Source organism: Vibrio sp. R12-SG2-ISO1 (genome assembly GCF_059834045.1).
Window position 1 is genome coordinate 99282 of sequence record NZ_JCBDGO010000019.1, and the last position, 15340, is coordinate 114621.

Annotated in this window: 15 protein-coding genes; 9 read left to right on the forward strand and 6 right to left on the reverse strand. The window is 52.0% G+C overall.

Going from position 1 to position 15340, the window contains the following annotated elements:
- Nucleotides 1-51 precede the first annotated feature (51 nt).
- Together AC6R10_RS13695 and AC6R10_RS13700 are read right to left on the reverse strand one after the other, a co-directional pair.
- The gene (locus tag AC6R10_RS13695; RefSeq protein ID WP_500672566.1) at nt 52-837 is read right to left on the reverse strand and encodes a substrate-binding periplasmic protein; all 786 of its coding nucleotides are present in this window, start codon (nt 835-837) and stop codon (nt 52-54) included.
- Nucleotides 838-914: 77 nt separating this feature from the next.
- Nucleotides 915-1808, reverse strand: a complete 894-nt coding sequence (locus AC6R10_RS13700) for a DMT family transporter (RefSeq protein ID WP_334553321.1) — start codon at nt 1806-1808, stop codon at nt 915-917.
- 99 nt (nt 1809-1907) lie between these two features.
- On the opposite strand from AC6R10_RS13700, the gene AC6R10_RS13705 reads away from it, so the two are divergent.
- Nucleotides 1908-3323: an aminotransferase-like domain-containing protein gene (locus tag AC6R10_RS13705; RefSeq protein WP_500672567.1), complete on the forward strand. Its 1416-nt coding sequence runs from the start codon at nt 1908-1910 to the stop codon at nt 3321-3323.
- A 142-nt stretch (nt 3324-3465) separates the two neighbouring features.
- Here AC6R10_RS13705 and hutZ read toward each other — a convergent pair whose 3' ends face one another.
- The 3 genes from hutZ to hutW form a co-directional block, all read right to left on the reverse strand.
- Nucleotides 3466-3996, reverse strand: coding sequence for a heme utilization protein HutZ (gene hutZ, locus AC6R10_RS13710; protein ID WP_500625490.1), 531 nt, complete (start codon nt 3994-3996; stop codon nt 3466-3468).
- 61 nt (nt 3997-4057) lie between these two features.
- The gene (hutX, locus tag AC6R10_RS13715; RefSeq protein ID WP_500672568.1) at nt 4058-4588 is read right to left on the reverse strand and encodes a heme utilization cystosolic carrier protein HutX; all 531 of its coding nucleotides are present in this window, start codon (nt 4586-4588) and stop codon (nt 4058-4060) included.
- 25 nt (nt 4589-4613) lie between these two features.
- Entirely contained in the window at nt 4614-6050 is a 1437-nt protein-coding gene (hutW, locus tag AC6R10_RS13720; protein WP_500672569.1) for a heme anaerobic degradation radical SAM methyltransferase ChuW/HutW, read from the reverse strand.
- 160 nt (nt 6051-6210) lie between these two features.
- Between hutW and AC6R10_RS13725 the strand changes: the two genes are divergently transcribed.
- The 6 genes from AC6R10_RS13725 to AC6R10_RS13750 all read left to right on the forward strand — a co-directional run bounded on the left by AC6R10_RS13725 (nt 6211) and on the right by AC6R10_RS13750 (nt 11069).
- A complete protein-coding gene (locus tag AC6R10_RS13725; protein ID WP_500672686.1) occupies nt 6211-7086 on the forward strand; it encodes an energy transducer TonB in 876 nt (291 codons plus the stop codon).
- On the forward strand, nt 7086-7796 hold the full coding sequence (locus AC6R10_RS13730; protein WP_500630875.1) for a MotA/TolQ/ExbB proton channel family protein: 711 nt from the start codon (nt 7086-7088) through the stop codon (nt 7794-7796). The genes AC6R10_RS13725 and AC6R10_RS13730 overlap by 1 nt, the downstream gene beginning before the upstream one ends.
- Nucleotides 7793-8206, forward strand: a complete 414-nt coding sequence (locus AC6R10_RS13735; RefSeq protein WP_334553309.1) for an ExbD/TolR family protein — start codon at nt 7793-7795, stop codon at nt 8204-8206. The genes AC6R10_RS13730 and AC6R10_RS13735 overlap by 4 nt, the downstream gene beginning before the upstream one ends.
- An 18-nt stretch (nt 8207-8224) precedes the next feature.
- On the forward strand, nt 8225-9157 hold the full coding sequence (locus AC6R10_RS13740) for a heme/hemin ABC transporter substrate-binding protein (protein WP_500672570.1): 933 nt from the start codon (nt 8225-8227) through the stop codon (nt 9155-9157).
- Between the two features lie 92 nt (nt 9158-9249).
- The gene (locus tag AC6R10_RS13745; protein ID WP_487902740.1) at nt 9250-10287 is read left to right on the forward strand and encodes a FecCD family ABC transporter permease; all 1038 of its coding nucleotides are present in this window, start codon (nt 9250-9252) and stop codon (nt 10285-10287) included.
- Nucleotides 10287-11069 (forward strand): heme ABC transporter ATP-binding protein, encoded by a 783-nt coding sequence (locus tag AC6R10_RS13750; protein ID WP_500672571.1) that lies wholly within the window; start codon nt 10287-10289, stop codon nt 11067-11069. The genes AC6R10_RS13745 and AC6R10_RS13750 overlap by 1 nt, the downstream gene beginning before the upstream one ends.
- A gap of 3 nt (nt 11070-11072) precedes the next feature.
- Here the strand turns inward: AC6R10_RS13750 and ppsR are convergent, their stop codons facing one another.
- A complete protein-coding gene (ppsR, locus tag AC6R10_RS13755; RefSeq protein ID WP_500672687.1) occupies nt 11073-11909 on the reverse strand; it encodes a posphoenolpyruvate synthetase regulatory kinase/phosphorylase PpsR in 837 nt (278 codons plus the stop codon).
- Between the two features lie 157 nt (nt 11910-12066).
- Here ppsR and ppsA point away from each other — a divergent pair, with 157 nt between their 5' ends.
- Nucleotides 12067-14460 (forward strand): phosphoenolpyruvate synthase, encoded by a 2394-nt coding sequence (ppsA, locus tag AC6R10_RS13760; protein WP_500672572.1) that lies wholly within the window; start codon nt 12067-12069, stop codon nt 14458-14460.
- Between the two features lie 194 nt (nt 14461-14654).
- A complete protein-coding gene (locus tag AC6R10_RS13765; RefSeq protein ID WP_500672688.1) occupies nt 14655-15323 on the forward strand; it encodes a YiaD family glycine zipper/OmpA-like lipoprotein in 669 nt (222 codons plus the stop codon).
- Nucleotides 15324-15340: the final 17 nt, after the last annotated feature.

The window sequence follows — 15340 nt, forward strand, 5'->3', positions numbered from 1 at the left end:
CCGCCTTGACGATATCAGTCTGACGTTAGAGACCGCTATCATCGCAGTCCGTCACTCGTATTTGGCTAAAATCTCTTGATAACGGCTTTGTCCTTGCTCACCTGGCATCGATTTAAGCCGTTCAATGCCGCGCTGCAAATTGGCGATGATTTGCGGATCGGTATCTCGATGAAACGCGTAGTAGAGATCTCCCTCTTTCAGCACATAGACTGGCTCAAACAGCGACGGATCCACATCGACTGACTTCACCCACCAGTTCGCCACCTGCTGAGAGTAGACAATCAAATCAATGCGCTTTTTCATCAGCTGCTCAGACAAGGTCATCACATCTTTCGCCTCGCGCATCGCCTCTCTGGGGATCCCATGAGCAAGCAGGGTCTGCTCGCCAATATCGTCACTAATGACACCGATGGAGTACTTCGCCATATCCATCGGCTGCGTAATCGTAATGTCGGCATCTTTGCGCGCCAAAACGATAATTTTCAGCGGGATAATAGGTCCAACCCACTGAAAAAGCGGCTCCCTTAACTCGGTTCGCGCCGTAGAAAATAGCATGGTGTTTGGCTCTGTGACCACCTTATGATACGCCTGCTTCCAAGGCGTTAGACGAATTTGTTTCATGTCGATGGGCTGTTCAACCAAGGCGCTGGCTTCAAGTAAAATATCGACCGCATAGCCCGCGAGCTCCCCTTGTGGAGTCTGGAAGTTAGCCGGTGGATACGATTCCGTGTAAAACGTCAGCTGACGAAGATCGCTGTGCGCGCGAAGTGGGGAAGAGAAAGCCAGCCATAAACAGAGCAGCAGCGCCACTGACTGGTACAAACGTAGGATAGTCACAACTCACCTTTTGAACGAAAGTCACACCAATAAAGCGTAGACCACCGGACAAAAAGTGAGGAATTAAAGCGATGTTTTTAGACGCGTGCCCACTTTCTGATTCGCGGCACAGTTGGTGCTTTGGTGACCAAGAATACCGCCAAAGCGGCTAAAACAAAGCCCATCACGCCCATCGCATCGAACGATTCACCAAACATCAACCACGCTTGGATGGCGGTGACGGGCGGAACCAGGTAAAACACCGACGCCACACTCGACGCCACGCCATTTTCCACCATATAGAGCAGCAATAGAATCGCAACGCAAGAGAGCACGACCACCAGCCATACCAAGGTCATGATAAAGGCAGGAGACCAAACAATCACATTGGTTTCAAAGGTCAGCGCGACGGGTACAAACAGCAGTCCCGCGGCAAAATACTGCACGGTGGCCCCTCCAACCATATCCACGCCTTGGCAAAAACGCTTTTGGTACAGGGTGCCCAATGTAATGCCGATGAGCGACACCAAACAGACGGCAACCGCTAAGGTTTTGTGTTGCTCGGATTGCCAGTCCATTTTACCCATAAGCACAAGGCTAATACCCGCAAACCCAATCACCAGCCCTAACCACTGCGAGGGTTTAAACGAGTGCTGAGTGAAGACCACCAACAAAAACGCCGTAAGAATGGGTTGCAGACCAACCAACAGAGAGCTGAGACCCGCAGGCATACCAAGATGGATTGCAAAGTACGTACCGCCGAGATAAAAGCCGTGAATGAACAGCCCTACCACGCCACTATGAAGTAACGCTTTACCTCTCGGCAAGCGACGACGAAGTAGCACAATCAACAGCAGGAATAACGCGACGTTGGCGATCATTCGCAGTGACAACAAGGTCGCTGGCTCGGCGTACTGAAGACCAAACCTTGCTCCAACAAACCCCGATGCCCAAAGCACCACAAACACAAAAGGGATCAATCGCACCCACATACACATTCTCCTCGCTTTTTATTCTGTTTTAACGTTACTGTAGTGGGTACAGGTTGATTTTAAAGGCACAGATCAGGTTAGTTTTATGGGTACAGAAAGATGGACAGTCGCAGCAAGTATCGCCAAGTAGAGCAGATCATTCGCCAAGGTATCGAGGAGGGTCGATATGCCAGTGATGACAAATTGCCCTCTATTCGCACTTTATGCGCTGAGTTAGACGTGGGCAAAAACACCGTCATTCGCGCCTATCAAGAACTCGAGGCGCAAGGCGTGATTTATACGCAGCAGAGATCGGGCTACCGAGTGAGCGCTAAAACGACGCCACCGGCCCCGACTCAAAGGCCCACGCAAGTCGATTTGCTGAGCGCTTGCAAAGAGATTCTCACCTACACCCCAAGCCAAGAACGGCTCGTAACCGGCTCTGCACACCCTTTTATCGACACACCGGCGATCAAAAGCCTGTACGCAGAAATTGGCCGCCACAGCCGACGCCAAGCGCACATCCCTAGCCACTACCAACTGCCACCGGGGAACGATTTACTGATCCGGCAGCTGGCGAAAATAAGTCATGATTTGGGGGTGGATGCGCGCGGTGAGTCTTTGTCTGTCACCCATGGCGCCCAACAAGCGATCAGCCTCGCCCTGCGTGCACTGACACAGCCAGGCGACATCGTTGCGGTCGAATCGCCTTGTTACTTTGGCAATCTGCTACTGATGGAATCGCTGGGCCTTAAAGTTGTGGAAGTGCCGAGTTGTCCTCGAGATGGCATAGATCCCAACGCACTTGAGCAAGCACTTGAACGCTGGGATATTAAGGCGATTTTAGTCACACCCAACTTTACCAACCCAACGGGAGCCTGCATGCCACTCGCGGCCCGTATTCGATTACTAGAGGTCTCCGGCGCGGTGCCCATCATTGAAGATGATGTGTTTGGCGCGTTGGCCTACGACCAAAGCGTCACGCCACTGAAAACACTCGATAACGACAACCGGGTCATCTATGTCAACTCGCTCTCGAAGATGCTCGATTCACGGTTGCGGATCGGCTGGATTATGGCGGGTCAATACCAAGCGCAGATTGAGCGTTACCTGATGAGCGATAACATGGGCAGCCTTAACCTGATGCAGTCTGCCGTGGCAGAGTTTCTCACCACCGGCAAATACCGCTCGCACGTGCAGAAAATGCGCCGGCTCTATCAGCACAACACTAAACTGTTTATCACCCAGTTGGATCTGGCCTTGCAGCGCTATCCCACCCTTTCGGGTCACTATTCGCTACACCAACCGCAAGGATCTTTTTTAGTCTGGCTAACCTTGCCCGGCCACTGCGACAGTCAAACCATCTATCAACACGCGAAGCCACGTGGAATAAGCCTTCTCCCCGGCTCACTCTTTGCCACCGGCACGCAATTCCAACACTCGATGCGCTTTAGCTGCGCCAACTTAACCACCACCGCGGATTGGCAGCAAGGTATTGAGGATTTGGCAAGCATCATCGCTCAATCCTCTCACTGAGTCTTGTTAGACAAGTAAAAGGGAGCCTGTGATTACCCTCACAGACTCCCTTTTGTCGTTTATCGCTGATTGATTTAGGCGGCAGCTTTCTTTAAGCGGATGATGGCTTTAAGCAGATGATTACTTTAAGCACCTGACTATATTACGCGTTAGAGGCTTTGCGATGCCCTTCTTGCAGGTGGACAAAATCCACCAAATCGTCACCAGATACCTGATACGCCTGACCAAATCCCTTAACGAACAAGCCCTGCTCTGCTTTGAGATTAAACAGCACAAAGTCTTGCAACTGACTCAAGCCATCAATGATCTCACCAAAGCGCTCTTGCATCTGCGCGATCACTTGTCGCCATTGTTCGGTTTCTCGCTCCACAACGTGTGCAGTGGCATCAAAGGTTAAGCGCTTGCGAGCAAAGAGTTGCTTGGAGCTGTCTTCATCTTCGATCAACATGATGGACACCGTCGGATTCGCCTGCAAATTGCGCGCGTGACGGGCAATCTCAGAAATCAGCACAAAGTATCCCTCTTGATTTTGTACAAACGGCGCGTAACTGACATTGGGTTTGCCATGTTCGTCGACTGTCGCCAACTGCAATGTCTTACGCGCTTGACGAAATTCTTTGATTTCTGGACCTAAGCGACCTTGCAAGCGTTCCTGCTTGACCTGTTGTTCCATGTTGAGCTCCTGATTGTCTTTCTCAATTTTATGATTGTTGTTAAGTCCTGGCCGTGCGCGGTTACTTTGATAAACCTTTATAATGCGCATGCCACTGGTGAAACTGTTCAACCTGATTCGCAATGAGTTCACGTTTTTCATTGCGCCCCAAGTAGATCTTGAAGATGTTGTTGCCCTCTTGACTAAAGAAACCAAAATAGTGGCTCTCACGTCCCATAAAAGGCTTACTGACTAAGGCAATCGCACGTACGTTGTCGAGTTTGAGATGCCCATGCATCTGACCTTCGCGTCCCATTAGGTTGTAGTAGCCGCGGGCCACTTTCCCTTTTGGAAACGGCGCTTTGACTTCAAAAATAGAGCCAAATGAGTGCACGATTGTGGTCACTGGTCCAAAGTCAACCAACGCTTCCAGCACAGCTTGCGCATGGTCGCCCGAGACCAAGGTCACCATATCCGTCGGCAAAGCGGCCACCACGTCATACTCACTGACTCCTAACTGCTCTGCGATGGCAGCAGGCAACAATGTTGGGTCACTGTCTAATAGCGCTGCGACTTGCTGAACAAGCGTGTCTGGCTGTTGGGTCTTTGTCATTACTGAATCCATAAACGTTCCATTTCTAAGCGATTGAACCGACATGATGAGGGCTCATTGAGGCGGGTTGGTAATAAAATTGTAGAACCTTGATCGCCGCTTGTGCCAAGCTGACAGACCAATAACGTCCGGCTAGCGTCAAGTGTAGATAATCCTCTTCAACGGTGGCCAAACCGCGTGCTTGCCACGCATCGAATAGCGGCTGCAAGAACGCAAAGTCAAAGCGACGCGGCACGTCACTGTTTAGCGCGCATTGCGCATTGGCACTCTCAAGCGCTTGGCGGCTAATCACGCCGCGATCAAAACCGGCTTTGAGTGTGGCAAACAGCGGCTCAAGAGGGTGCTGTTCCAGCATCATGGCCACCACAGGTTGACCAGTATTCATCGCCTCCATATACGTGGCCAGCGTGCGATGGTTCATCATGCTGACGCCCGCGATATTGCCGCCCGCGCCGCAGCCAATCGGCAGCACTTCCGCGTAAGTTTTCGCCAGCGAGTTATACAAACTGCGCTCGCGGTTGTCTCTCGCCCAGTGATTCACACTCAGCGGTCTTTGGTGATGCTTCACCATAAACTCACTGCCAAGCTGATACATATCCGCCTTCAGTGGCGTCGTCGCTGGAGGAGGAATTTTACCCTTGTCCACCAAATTGATCATCGGCGCACTGCCGCCAACCACGAGTTGGTAAAGATCAATGCCGTGCGCGCCGCTTGCCAAGTAGTCCTGCAAATCTTGCTCAAAGACTTCTAGACTCTGATAAGGCAGACCATATAGAAGATCAAGAATGATCGGTGCTTGCTCGGTGGCACTTAATTGACCAATGCGCTCCAACACCACTTCACGATCATCGAGTCGCTTGGCACTGCGGCGCACTTGGGTATTAAAGCTCTGAATACCAAATGAAAAGCGGTTAAATCCCCCTTCGAGTGCATGGTCAAACATCTCATCACTGAAACGGTTTATTCGCCCTTCAAGAGTTAACTCACAATCTTTGGCGAGAGGAAAACGCGCGGCGAGAGCTTGCCCGAGTTGGCGTACCTGCTGAGGCGAGAGATCCGTCGGTGTGCCGCCGCCAATGTACACGGCCTGAAAAACCTCAGACTGCGTCCAAGGCAACGCTGCTTTTTGCTCAATCTCGCGCATCAGAGCCGCAAAGTATTCATCAACCCATTGGCGACTTGCCGCATTTTGAAAGAAGTTACAAAAGGTGCAACGCACTCGGCAAAAGGGAATATGGATGTACAGGCAACGCTGTTTTACCCGTGCCGCCGCTTGAGCATCCAAGGTGGACGAATGATGCGGCGTGTACAGCGCATTCAATCGCGCGCCATACTGCTCACGAGCGATCGGCCTTGCACCACCAGCCGCATGCGCTGAGGTTTTATCCGCGAAGGCAAAATGCAACGGATCAGAGGTTTCTTTACCGAGTACTGATTCATCAAATTGATGGATATCCAACATGCTATTTACTCGCTTAGCGCTTGTCAGCTCTTGCTTCGCGCCAAAATCTTAAAAACTGGACAAGATCATAATTCCGCGCTAATGATAATGCAATTGATAATTGATCTTATTTGCATTGTAAGTAATAATCTTGGCAATTTGTTGATGTCGGACAAGAGAAATCACCGTGAATGTAAAACGCTACACTATCGCAGGAACGCTCTCACTAGCGGTTCACGGGGCCATATTACTCGTCGCTCATGAAGCGAAAGTATTTGCGATGCCCGCGGGAACGCAGTCTCAGAGTGTCTCAATTAACTTTAAAGCAGCGGCAGTTCCAGCGCCTAGTGTCTCGCCAGAGGCCGACCTGCCCGTGAAACCGGAACCTGCACCGATCGAAGCGGCAGCTATTGCCGAGCCGATCCCGACACCGATGCCCACGCCAGATAAACCTGCGGTGAAGACAGACAAAGCTATTGTGAAACCGGACACAGCTGTAGTGAGGCCAGATAAAGCTGCGGTTAGACCAGAAAAAACAATAGTGAAAAAGCCGGTCAGCAAAGACCCAATCAAAAAGGTGGTCGCCAAACAAGAAACGACGAAACCAGTCGTGGCGAAAACACCCCCAAAAAAGGCGGCGCCTAAGCCGAAAAAAAACACCAAGGTGACCAATACTCAGGCAGCGCCTGCCAACGCCAAGCCAATAGAAGCAACACCGGCTGAGCCTGCCCCAACAGACACCCAAAAAGCCAATCAAGGCGCCAGCGCGCAGCCCATCTTGGTCGAGAAGCCCTCTTTCTTGAGTCGCCCAACCGCGCCTCACTACCCAAGACTGGCGAGAAAAAGAGGGTTAGAAGGCGTCGCTTTGTATGAAATCTGGCTCGACGATGAAGGAAATCAAGTCAAACAGGTGCTTATCAGCTCATCCGGAGCCACCTTGCTCGATAAATCCGCGTTGGATGCGATTAAGCAGTGGCAGTTTTCTCCTCACACGGTGAATGGGCACTCCATGGCCCATCGCGTGCATATTCCCGTTCGTTTTAAGTTGGATCGATAATGGAACACATTGAACAAATACAGCAACAACTGGGCCTTATGGCTTGGCCCTTGATTTTCTGCTCTGCACTGACGGTCATGATCATCCTCGAACGCTTGTTCCAAGTTCTGGTCAGCACCGGTGTTGGCAAGCGTGCCGTATCACGAGAACTCAACCAACTGAGCCCGACGGATAATCAAGCCATTGAGCAACTTGCAAAACGTTGGTCACCACGTCGCCCGCTGCTTTTTAAGGGTGTGGCCATGGTCTTAGCCCATCACTCCTTTGCGAAGTCACTTCGAGAAGATGTGGCCGGGATGTGGTTACAAGAAAAACGCCACCAGCTCAATTCTGGGTTGCGCCTATTGACCTTGATTGGCGTCATCAGCCCGTTGATCGGATTGCTCGGCACCGTGCTTGGGCTGATTGAGATGTTTAAAGGCGTGGCGGCCTCTTCGGGTAACATCACGCCCAATGATCTGGCTGACGGCCTTGGCCTCGCCATGCGTACCACCGCTGCAGGGCTTTTGATCGCGCTGCCCGCCATCGCTGGCGCGCAGTTGCTGGGATTGTGGGCCGACCGCGTTACCGCCAAGCTCGAGCACACATTAAATTACGTCAATTTATGGTTGGAAGGGGTCAGCGTGCAAGCCAATACACCGCCGATGACCGTGACCAAAAACTCTGATGAGCATGTTCACCCCATCCGAGAAAAGCGAGTGAACGCATGATCAAGTTACCCCAAAATGAATCACGATTTGGGCTGACACCGGATCTCACACCACTGCTCGACATCATCTTCATCGTGATGGTGTTTTTGATGCTGACCGCGGCGGTAAAACTTGATTCATTGGAAGTGGATCTGCCCACCACAGACTCGAATCAGGTGTCTACGGTGGATAAGCGCTCTCTGACCATCAACATTCTCGATGCGGCGCCGCATTGGGCGATAGACGGCCAAACCTATCTCGATTGGCACAACTTTACGCTCGCTTTGCTCGAGCAACACCAATCGAACCCGCAACCGATCGTTATCGGCGCAGAGAAAACCGCCGACGTTCAGCATTTGGTCAAACTGCTGGCCTACTTACAAGAAAACGGCATTCAAGCCACGCAGCTGCTGACTGAGCAGCCCAATTAATTTAAGGCAACCTTGTTTATGACTCAACGTACCACACTATCTCAGCACCCTAGCCAGACAGCGCGTGCTGCACTAACTTTCTCAAAAGCAAGATGGGGACGCACGATCGGCCGCCTCACTGCGGCGGTTTCACTGTGTGCGCTCTCGCTCACCGCCTTCTCTCACCATGCGATGGCAAGCGAGCGCATCATCAGTGCCGGCAGCGCCGTTACTGAGCTATTGATTGCGCTAGACCAGCAGCAAAGTCTCGTTGCGGTGGATGTCACCAGTGAGCTGCCAGAGGGACTCGCACTGCCCAAAATTGGCTATCACCGCCAACTGTCATCAGAGGGGCTATTGGCTTTAGGCCCGAATCGACTCATTGGCTCCGATGAAATGGGCCCCGCGTCTGCGCTCGCTCAGCTTAAATCAGCGGGCGTCGCGGTGGATATTGTCAACACCAAACCGACCGCCAAAGGTCTACTTGAGCGCATTGATGAGATTGCCGCGCTGACGGACTCTAGCGAGCATGCTGCGCAACTCAAGCAGAATGTCGAGCGTCAACTGGCTAATTTAGAACAGCGCCGTCAGCAGATCGCGACGCCGAAAAAAGTGCTGTTTTTGTTGATACATGAAGGTCGCCCCGCCAACGTCGCCGGGGCAGATACCACGCCTAACGCGATTATTGAACTTGCGGGCGGCATTAACCCTGCAGCTTCGACACTTTCTTCCTACAAACCGCTGTCGAGTGAGGCGATGATCGAGATGCAACCCGACATTATCCTCGTCAGTGGCCGCAGCTACCAAAGCTTGGGCGGTGCGGATGAGATATTGAAGAAGTTGCCGATGCTCGCGGCCACGCCTGCGGGTCAAAACAAAGCCTTCATCCAAATTGATGGTCATGCTTTAGTCGGAGGATTGGGGCTGAAAAGTTTGGCTGAAGCGGAGCGCATCAGCGCGTTGCTGCTGTAACCCGCCACGCAAGCGACAAGCCCTCAGACTGGCAACATACAAGATGGATTGTGACTTTAACGCTATGAATTTAAACCTTTGACTCTAAACCTATGATTCTAAAAAAATGCCCGCTACCCATTACGCTCGGTCTTTTTGCTGTCTTGCTGCTTATCACAGCGATCAGCTCAATCACCGTTGGGCCAATGAATATTGGATTTATCGAGAGTGTACAGAGCTTGTTGCTTAAATCGGAGCAACTGGCACCGCACGTGCATTTGGTGATCCATGAAATTCGCTTTCCGCGTACCCTATTGTGTATGTTAGTCGGCGCGATTTTAGCCCTGTGCGGCACGGTGATGCAGGGGCTGTTTCGCAACCCACTGGCCGAACCGGGGATCATTGGTGTCTCTGCTGGGGCCTCCTTGGGGGCAGCGATCGCCATTGTGATGTTTGCCGATGTGTTCGCCGAATACCCAACCTTGATGAACATCGCCGCACTACCCATGTTTGCTTTTCTGGGCGGCGCGTTAACCACAGTCCTGGTCTACAAATTGGGCACCAGTAAGCTGGGGACGTCTGTCACCATCATGCTGCTAGCAGGGGTAGCGATCAGTGCCCTTTCTGGGGCAGGCATTGGCTATATGAATTTCATCGCGGACGATCAAATGTTGCGCGACCTGTCGCTCTGGTCGATGGGCTCACTGGCGGGCGCCAACCTGACAAGCCTTGCGCTCTGTAGCGTCACCTTGCTGATTCTTGGCGCTTGCTTTTATCGACGGGCGATGGCCCTCAATGCTCTCTTGCTTGGCGAAGCGGAGGCGGCGCATCTTGGCATTGCAGTGCAACGTCTCAAACGTCAGTTGATTCTGCTGACCGCCGTTGGCGTTGGAGTCACGGTGAGCGTCTCAGGGATGATCGGCTTTATTGGCTTAGTGATTCCCCATTTAGGACGCATGTTGACCGGACCAGATCACCGCAGCCTGCTGCCCATCTCTGCACTGATGGGCGCACTGCTGCTCACCTTTGCCGATATGTTTTCTCGTGTTGCGGTCGCCCCTGCTGAACTGCCTGTGGGCATCGTCACGGCGATCATTGGCGCACCATTTTTCATCTATCTGCTGTTTCAACAAAAAGGGAAGATTTTGTAATGGACGCTCCAGCCATCTCCGCTCAAGGCCTGTCGATGCGCTTTGGTCAGCGCTGTGTACTGGATAACATCGACCTTGATATTCACGCCGGAGAAGTGACCGCGCTGCTCGGGCCAAACGGCGCGGGGAAAAGTACCTTGCTGAAATTGTTGTGTCAGGAGATCCCTTCACGTCACGATATTCGCTATTTTGGCCGCGCAGCAAACCAATGGCCAAGTGATGAACTGGCCAGACACTTAGGCATGCTTCCTCAGCACAGTACCCTGAGTTTTCCGTTTCTTGCCCATGAAGTGGTCGAGCTTGGGGCGATACCGCTCAACTTGGCGCACAAACAGACCCAAGCGGTAGCGGCTAAGTATATGTCGCTCACCGATGTCAGCCACCTGAGTGAACGCTTGTACCCCTCCCTGTCTGGCGGAGAGAAACAGCGCGTGCATCTCGCGCGAGTGTTAGTCCAACTCGATCAATCCGCTGAGAAGAAAATCCTCATGCTCGACGAACCAACCTCCGCACTGGATCTGGCCCATCAGCACAACACACTGCGAATTGCACGCCAATTAGCCGATGAACACCATACCGCCGTCGTCGTGGTGCTGCACGACCTCAACCTCGCGGCGCAATACGCCGATCGACTTGTGATTCTGCATCAGGGAAAAATTGCCTGTGACGCCAAACCTTGGCAAGCGTTAACGCCAAGTCTCATCGAGCAGGTTTACGGCTACCGAGCATTAGTCAATCGCCATCCCTCGTTGGACTTCCCCATGGTAATGCCCGCTGCGTAAACCTTAGGAGAGCAGACGCCGTCTTAAGCCGGCGCGCTCCAATACGCGCGCGCAAATTTCTTCCACGGATAACGAGGTGGTGTTGATGTAGGGAATCGCCTCACGGCGAAACAGTGCTTCAACATGTTCAAGCTCTTGTTGGCACTGCTGACTACTGGCGTAATCGCTGTCAGCCAGTCGGTTCTGGCGAATCTGCGTTAGGCGCTCAGAATCGATAGTGAGGCCGAACAATTTGTGTCGCACCACTTCAAACTCCGGCAATAACCTCAAACGCTGAATATCTTGCTCGATAAACGGGTAGTTCACGACCCGCAAACCAAACTGCATCGCCATGTAGAGACTGGTCGGTGTTTTACCGCTGCGCGACACGCCCAATAAAATGAAGTCCGCCTCATCCAAGCCTTTGAGAGTAATGCCATCATCATGTGCAAGGGTGTATTCAATGGCGGCAATGCGGTCAAAATAGCGATGTGAATCTTTACTGACACTGCGCGAACGTTGCAACTTGGGTTTCGCCTCTATCTGAATATCGTCTTGGACTTTTTGCACCAAGCTTTCCAATACGTCGTAGCAATGCGCCGGAGCCTGCAATAGCTTGGCCCTTAGTTCACCAATCACCATAGAGAAAAACACCAGCGGCTTGACGCCGTGAGTACGATACGAGGCGTCAATCTCTTTAACTAGCGCCGCCAATTTCTCTTCACTTTCCACGAACGGAAAGGTCTTTTCATTCGCGTGAAAAGAGAACTGCCCCAAAACGACATGTCCTAATGTCTCGCACGTGAGTGCCGTGCCATCAGAAACATAGAATACATCACGACTTTGACTATCAATTTGCATGGTTTGTTGAATAGCTAAAATAATGTTGAGTAGGATGACATTCATAATATCGATAATAAAACCCTGCTGACTATTACGTCCCCCACAGCTTTTTAAATTGGTTCGCCTTTTTTTAAGTTGATACGTAATCGTTTGCTTTAAGTCCCTACAAGCTGCAATGTTTCTGGAGAAAGACATGCAAAAGAACACCCTCTGGTTTAATGGTCTATCCATGGATGATGTCGACAAAGTCGGCGGTAAAAATGCGTCCCTCGGAGAGATGGTGTCCAACCTAGCCAATGCGGGCGTGAGCGTCCCCAACGGCTTTGCCACCACCTCTTATGCGTTTAACCGCTTCCTCGACTTTGAAGGCCTAGATGACCGAATTCACCAACTGCTCGATGACCTGAACGTCGACGATGTTGAAGCCCTACGCCAAACCGGCGCCACCATACGACAATGGGTGCTTGATGCGCCATTCCCCGCCGACCTCGAAGCCGATATTCGTGAGCATTATCTGCAATTGGTCGATGGTAACCCCGAGCTTTCCGTCGCAGTGCGATCTTCTGCCACTGCCGAAGATCTTCCCGACGCCTCCTTTGCCGGACAACAAGAGACCTTCCTCAATGTCACCGGTGTAGAAGGAGTACTCGAAGCGACCAAGCACGTCTACGCCTCGCTCTTTAATGACCGCGCGATCTCTTATCGTGTGCACCAAGGCTTTGATCACCGCGGCATCGCCCTGTCTGCAGGGATCCAGCGCATGGTGCGGTCCGACAAAGCGGCCTCCGGCGTCATGTTTACCTTAGATACCGAATCGGGCTTTGACCAAGTGGTGTTCATCACCTCTGCATGGGGGCTTGGAGAAATGGTGGTTCAAGGGGCGGTGAACCCAGACGAATTCTACGTCCATAAACCGCTTCTCGAAGCCGGTCACCAACCGATTGTAAAGAAAACCTTCGGCTCTAAACTAATCAAGATGATCTACGCTAATGACACCACGATTGGCAAACAAGTCGAGATTATCGATACCAACGAGAAGGAACGGGAACAGTTTTCTCTGACCGATGAAGAAATCAAACAGCTTGCCCAACAAGCGATGATCATCGAGCGTCATTATCAACGCCCGATGGACATTGAATGGGCCAAAGACGGCATTGATGGCAAACTCTATATCGTTCAGGCAAGGCCAGAGACGGTCTGCTCTCAGAATGAACAAAACGTCATTGAGCGCTATGAGCTTAACGACAAAGCAAACGTGCTGGTCGAAGGACGCGCGATTGGGCAACGTATCGGCCAAGGTCCTGTGCGTCTTGTCGACTCGCTGGATGAAATGAGCTTAGTCCAAGAAGGCGACGTGCTGGTTACCGATATGACCGACCCCGACTGGGAGCCGGTGATGAAAAAAGCCTCAGCCATCGTCACCAACCGTGGTGGGCGAACTTGCCATGCGGCCATCATTGCGAGAGAGCTTGGCATTCCAGCCATCGTTGGCTGCGGCGACGCCACGGAGCGCCTTTGCAGTGGCCAGGCGGTCACCGTCTCGTGCGCAGAAGGCGAATCAGGTTATGTCTATGAAGGCGAGCTGACGTTTGAGATCAAACGCTCTTCGGTCGATGAGCTCCCTCTTTTGCCAACCAAAGTGATGATGAACGTCGGTAACCCAGATCGCGCTTTCGACTTTGCCCAAATCCCTAATGAGGGCGTTGGTCTTGCGCGATTGGAGTTCATCATCAATAAAATGATTGGCATCCACCCGAAAGCATTGCTCAATTTTGACCAGCAAAGCGACGCGCTCAAAACTCAGATCCGCCAACGTATCCGCGGCTATCACGACCCTATCGACTTTTACGTCAGCAAACTGACCGAAGGGATTGCCACCATAGCGGCAGCGTTTTGGCCCAAACGCGTCATCGTGCGCATGTCGGATTTTAAGTCGAACGAGTACAGCAACCTCATCGGCGGCCAAAGTTATGAGCCTCATGAAGAGAACCCCATGCTCGGTTTCCGCGGCGCCTCGCGCTATATCTCTCCAGTATTCGAAGACTGTTTTGAGCTGGAAACCTTAGCCATCAAGCGCGTACGCAACGAGATGGGGTTAAAGAACGTTGAGATCATGATCCCCTTTGTTCGCACACCAAGCGAAGCTGCTTCGGTGATCGATCTTCTCGCCAAGTTCGATTTACGACGCGGCGATCAAGGGCTGAAAGTGATCATGATGTGCGAACTGCCGTCAAACGCAGTGCTCGCTGACGAGTTTTTAAAATACTTTGATGGTTTCTCGATTGGCTCAAACGACATGACGCAGTTAACCCTCGGGTTAGACCGTGATTCTGGCGATGTCGCGCATCTGTTTGATGAGCGAAATCCGGCGGTCAAAGCCATGCTGAAAATGGCCATCGACGCGGCAACCAAAGCGGGCAAGTACGTGGGGATCTGTGGTCAAGGGCCATCAGATCATGATGACCTTGCCGAGTGGCTAATGCAGCAAGGGATCAGCTCCGTCTCTCTTAATCCTGACACGGTGATCGATACTTGGCTAAAACTGGGGACGGTTAAACCAAACCAGTAGCCCAGGCTGCGTAGCCAACTTAGCTAGCCCCTCTCGCGCCGCCTTCAAAGGCGGCGCTTTTTGTTATGATACCGAGCGCCATACGTCACTTAAGTGTTAATTTTTAGTAAGTTATCGTTTTGTCAGACTTACAAAATGACGCTGTTCCTTTAAGGTAAGCACATACTTGAAACAGGATGAATCGAGCTATTATGATGAACAAATCCCTCACTTTACTCTCTCTCTGCACTCTACTCGCTGGGTGCCAAGCCACACAGCGTCAGAACGCCACCACAGGTGAAACCGAAACCAATGCAACCACTCAAGGTGCCCTAATTGGCGCGGTATCAGGCGCACTCGTCGGCCTAGCGACAGGCGATAACGCAACAGAACGCAGACAACGTGCACTGGCAGGGGCCGCAGCGGGCGGCGCGGTGGGTGCTGGAGTGGGTTATTACTTTGACCAGCAAGAAGCGGCGCTGCGTGAAGAGTTACTCAATTCAGGGGTTCAGGTGAAACGGGTGGGAGAAGATCAAATCCAACTTGTGATGGAAAACGGAATAGGTTTCGCCAGCGATGCCTACCAGTTGGACGCATCGATCTACAACACGCTCAACGGCGTCGCGCGTATATTGGTCGAATATCCAGATACCGTATTGATGATTGCAGGACACACGGACAGCACAGGAAGTGAAGCCTACAACCAAAGTCTCTCACTCAAACGCGCGGAGTCAGTGAGAACCTATTTGATGTATCAGAAAGTGGCGACCAACCGCTTATCAACCCTTGGAATGGGCGAAAGTACGCCAATTTGTAGTAATGACACCGCACAAGGGCGAACCTGTAACCGACGGGTAGAAATTAGCATCTATCCCGCCAAGTAATTACTGCTCGCGTCTGC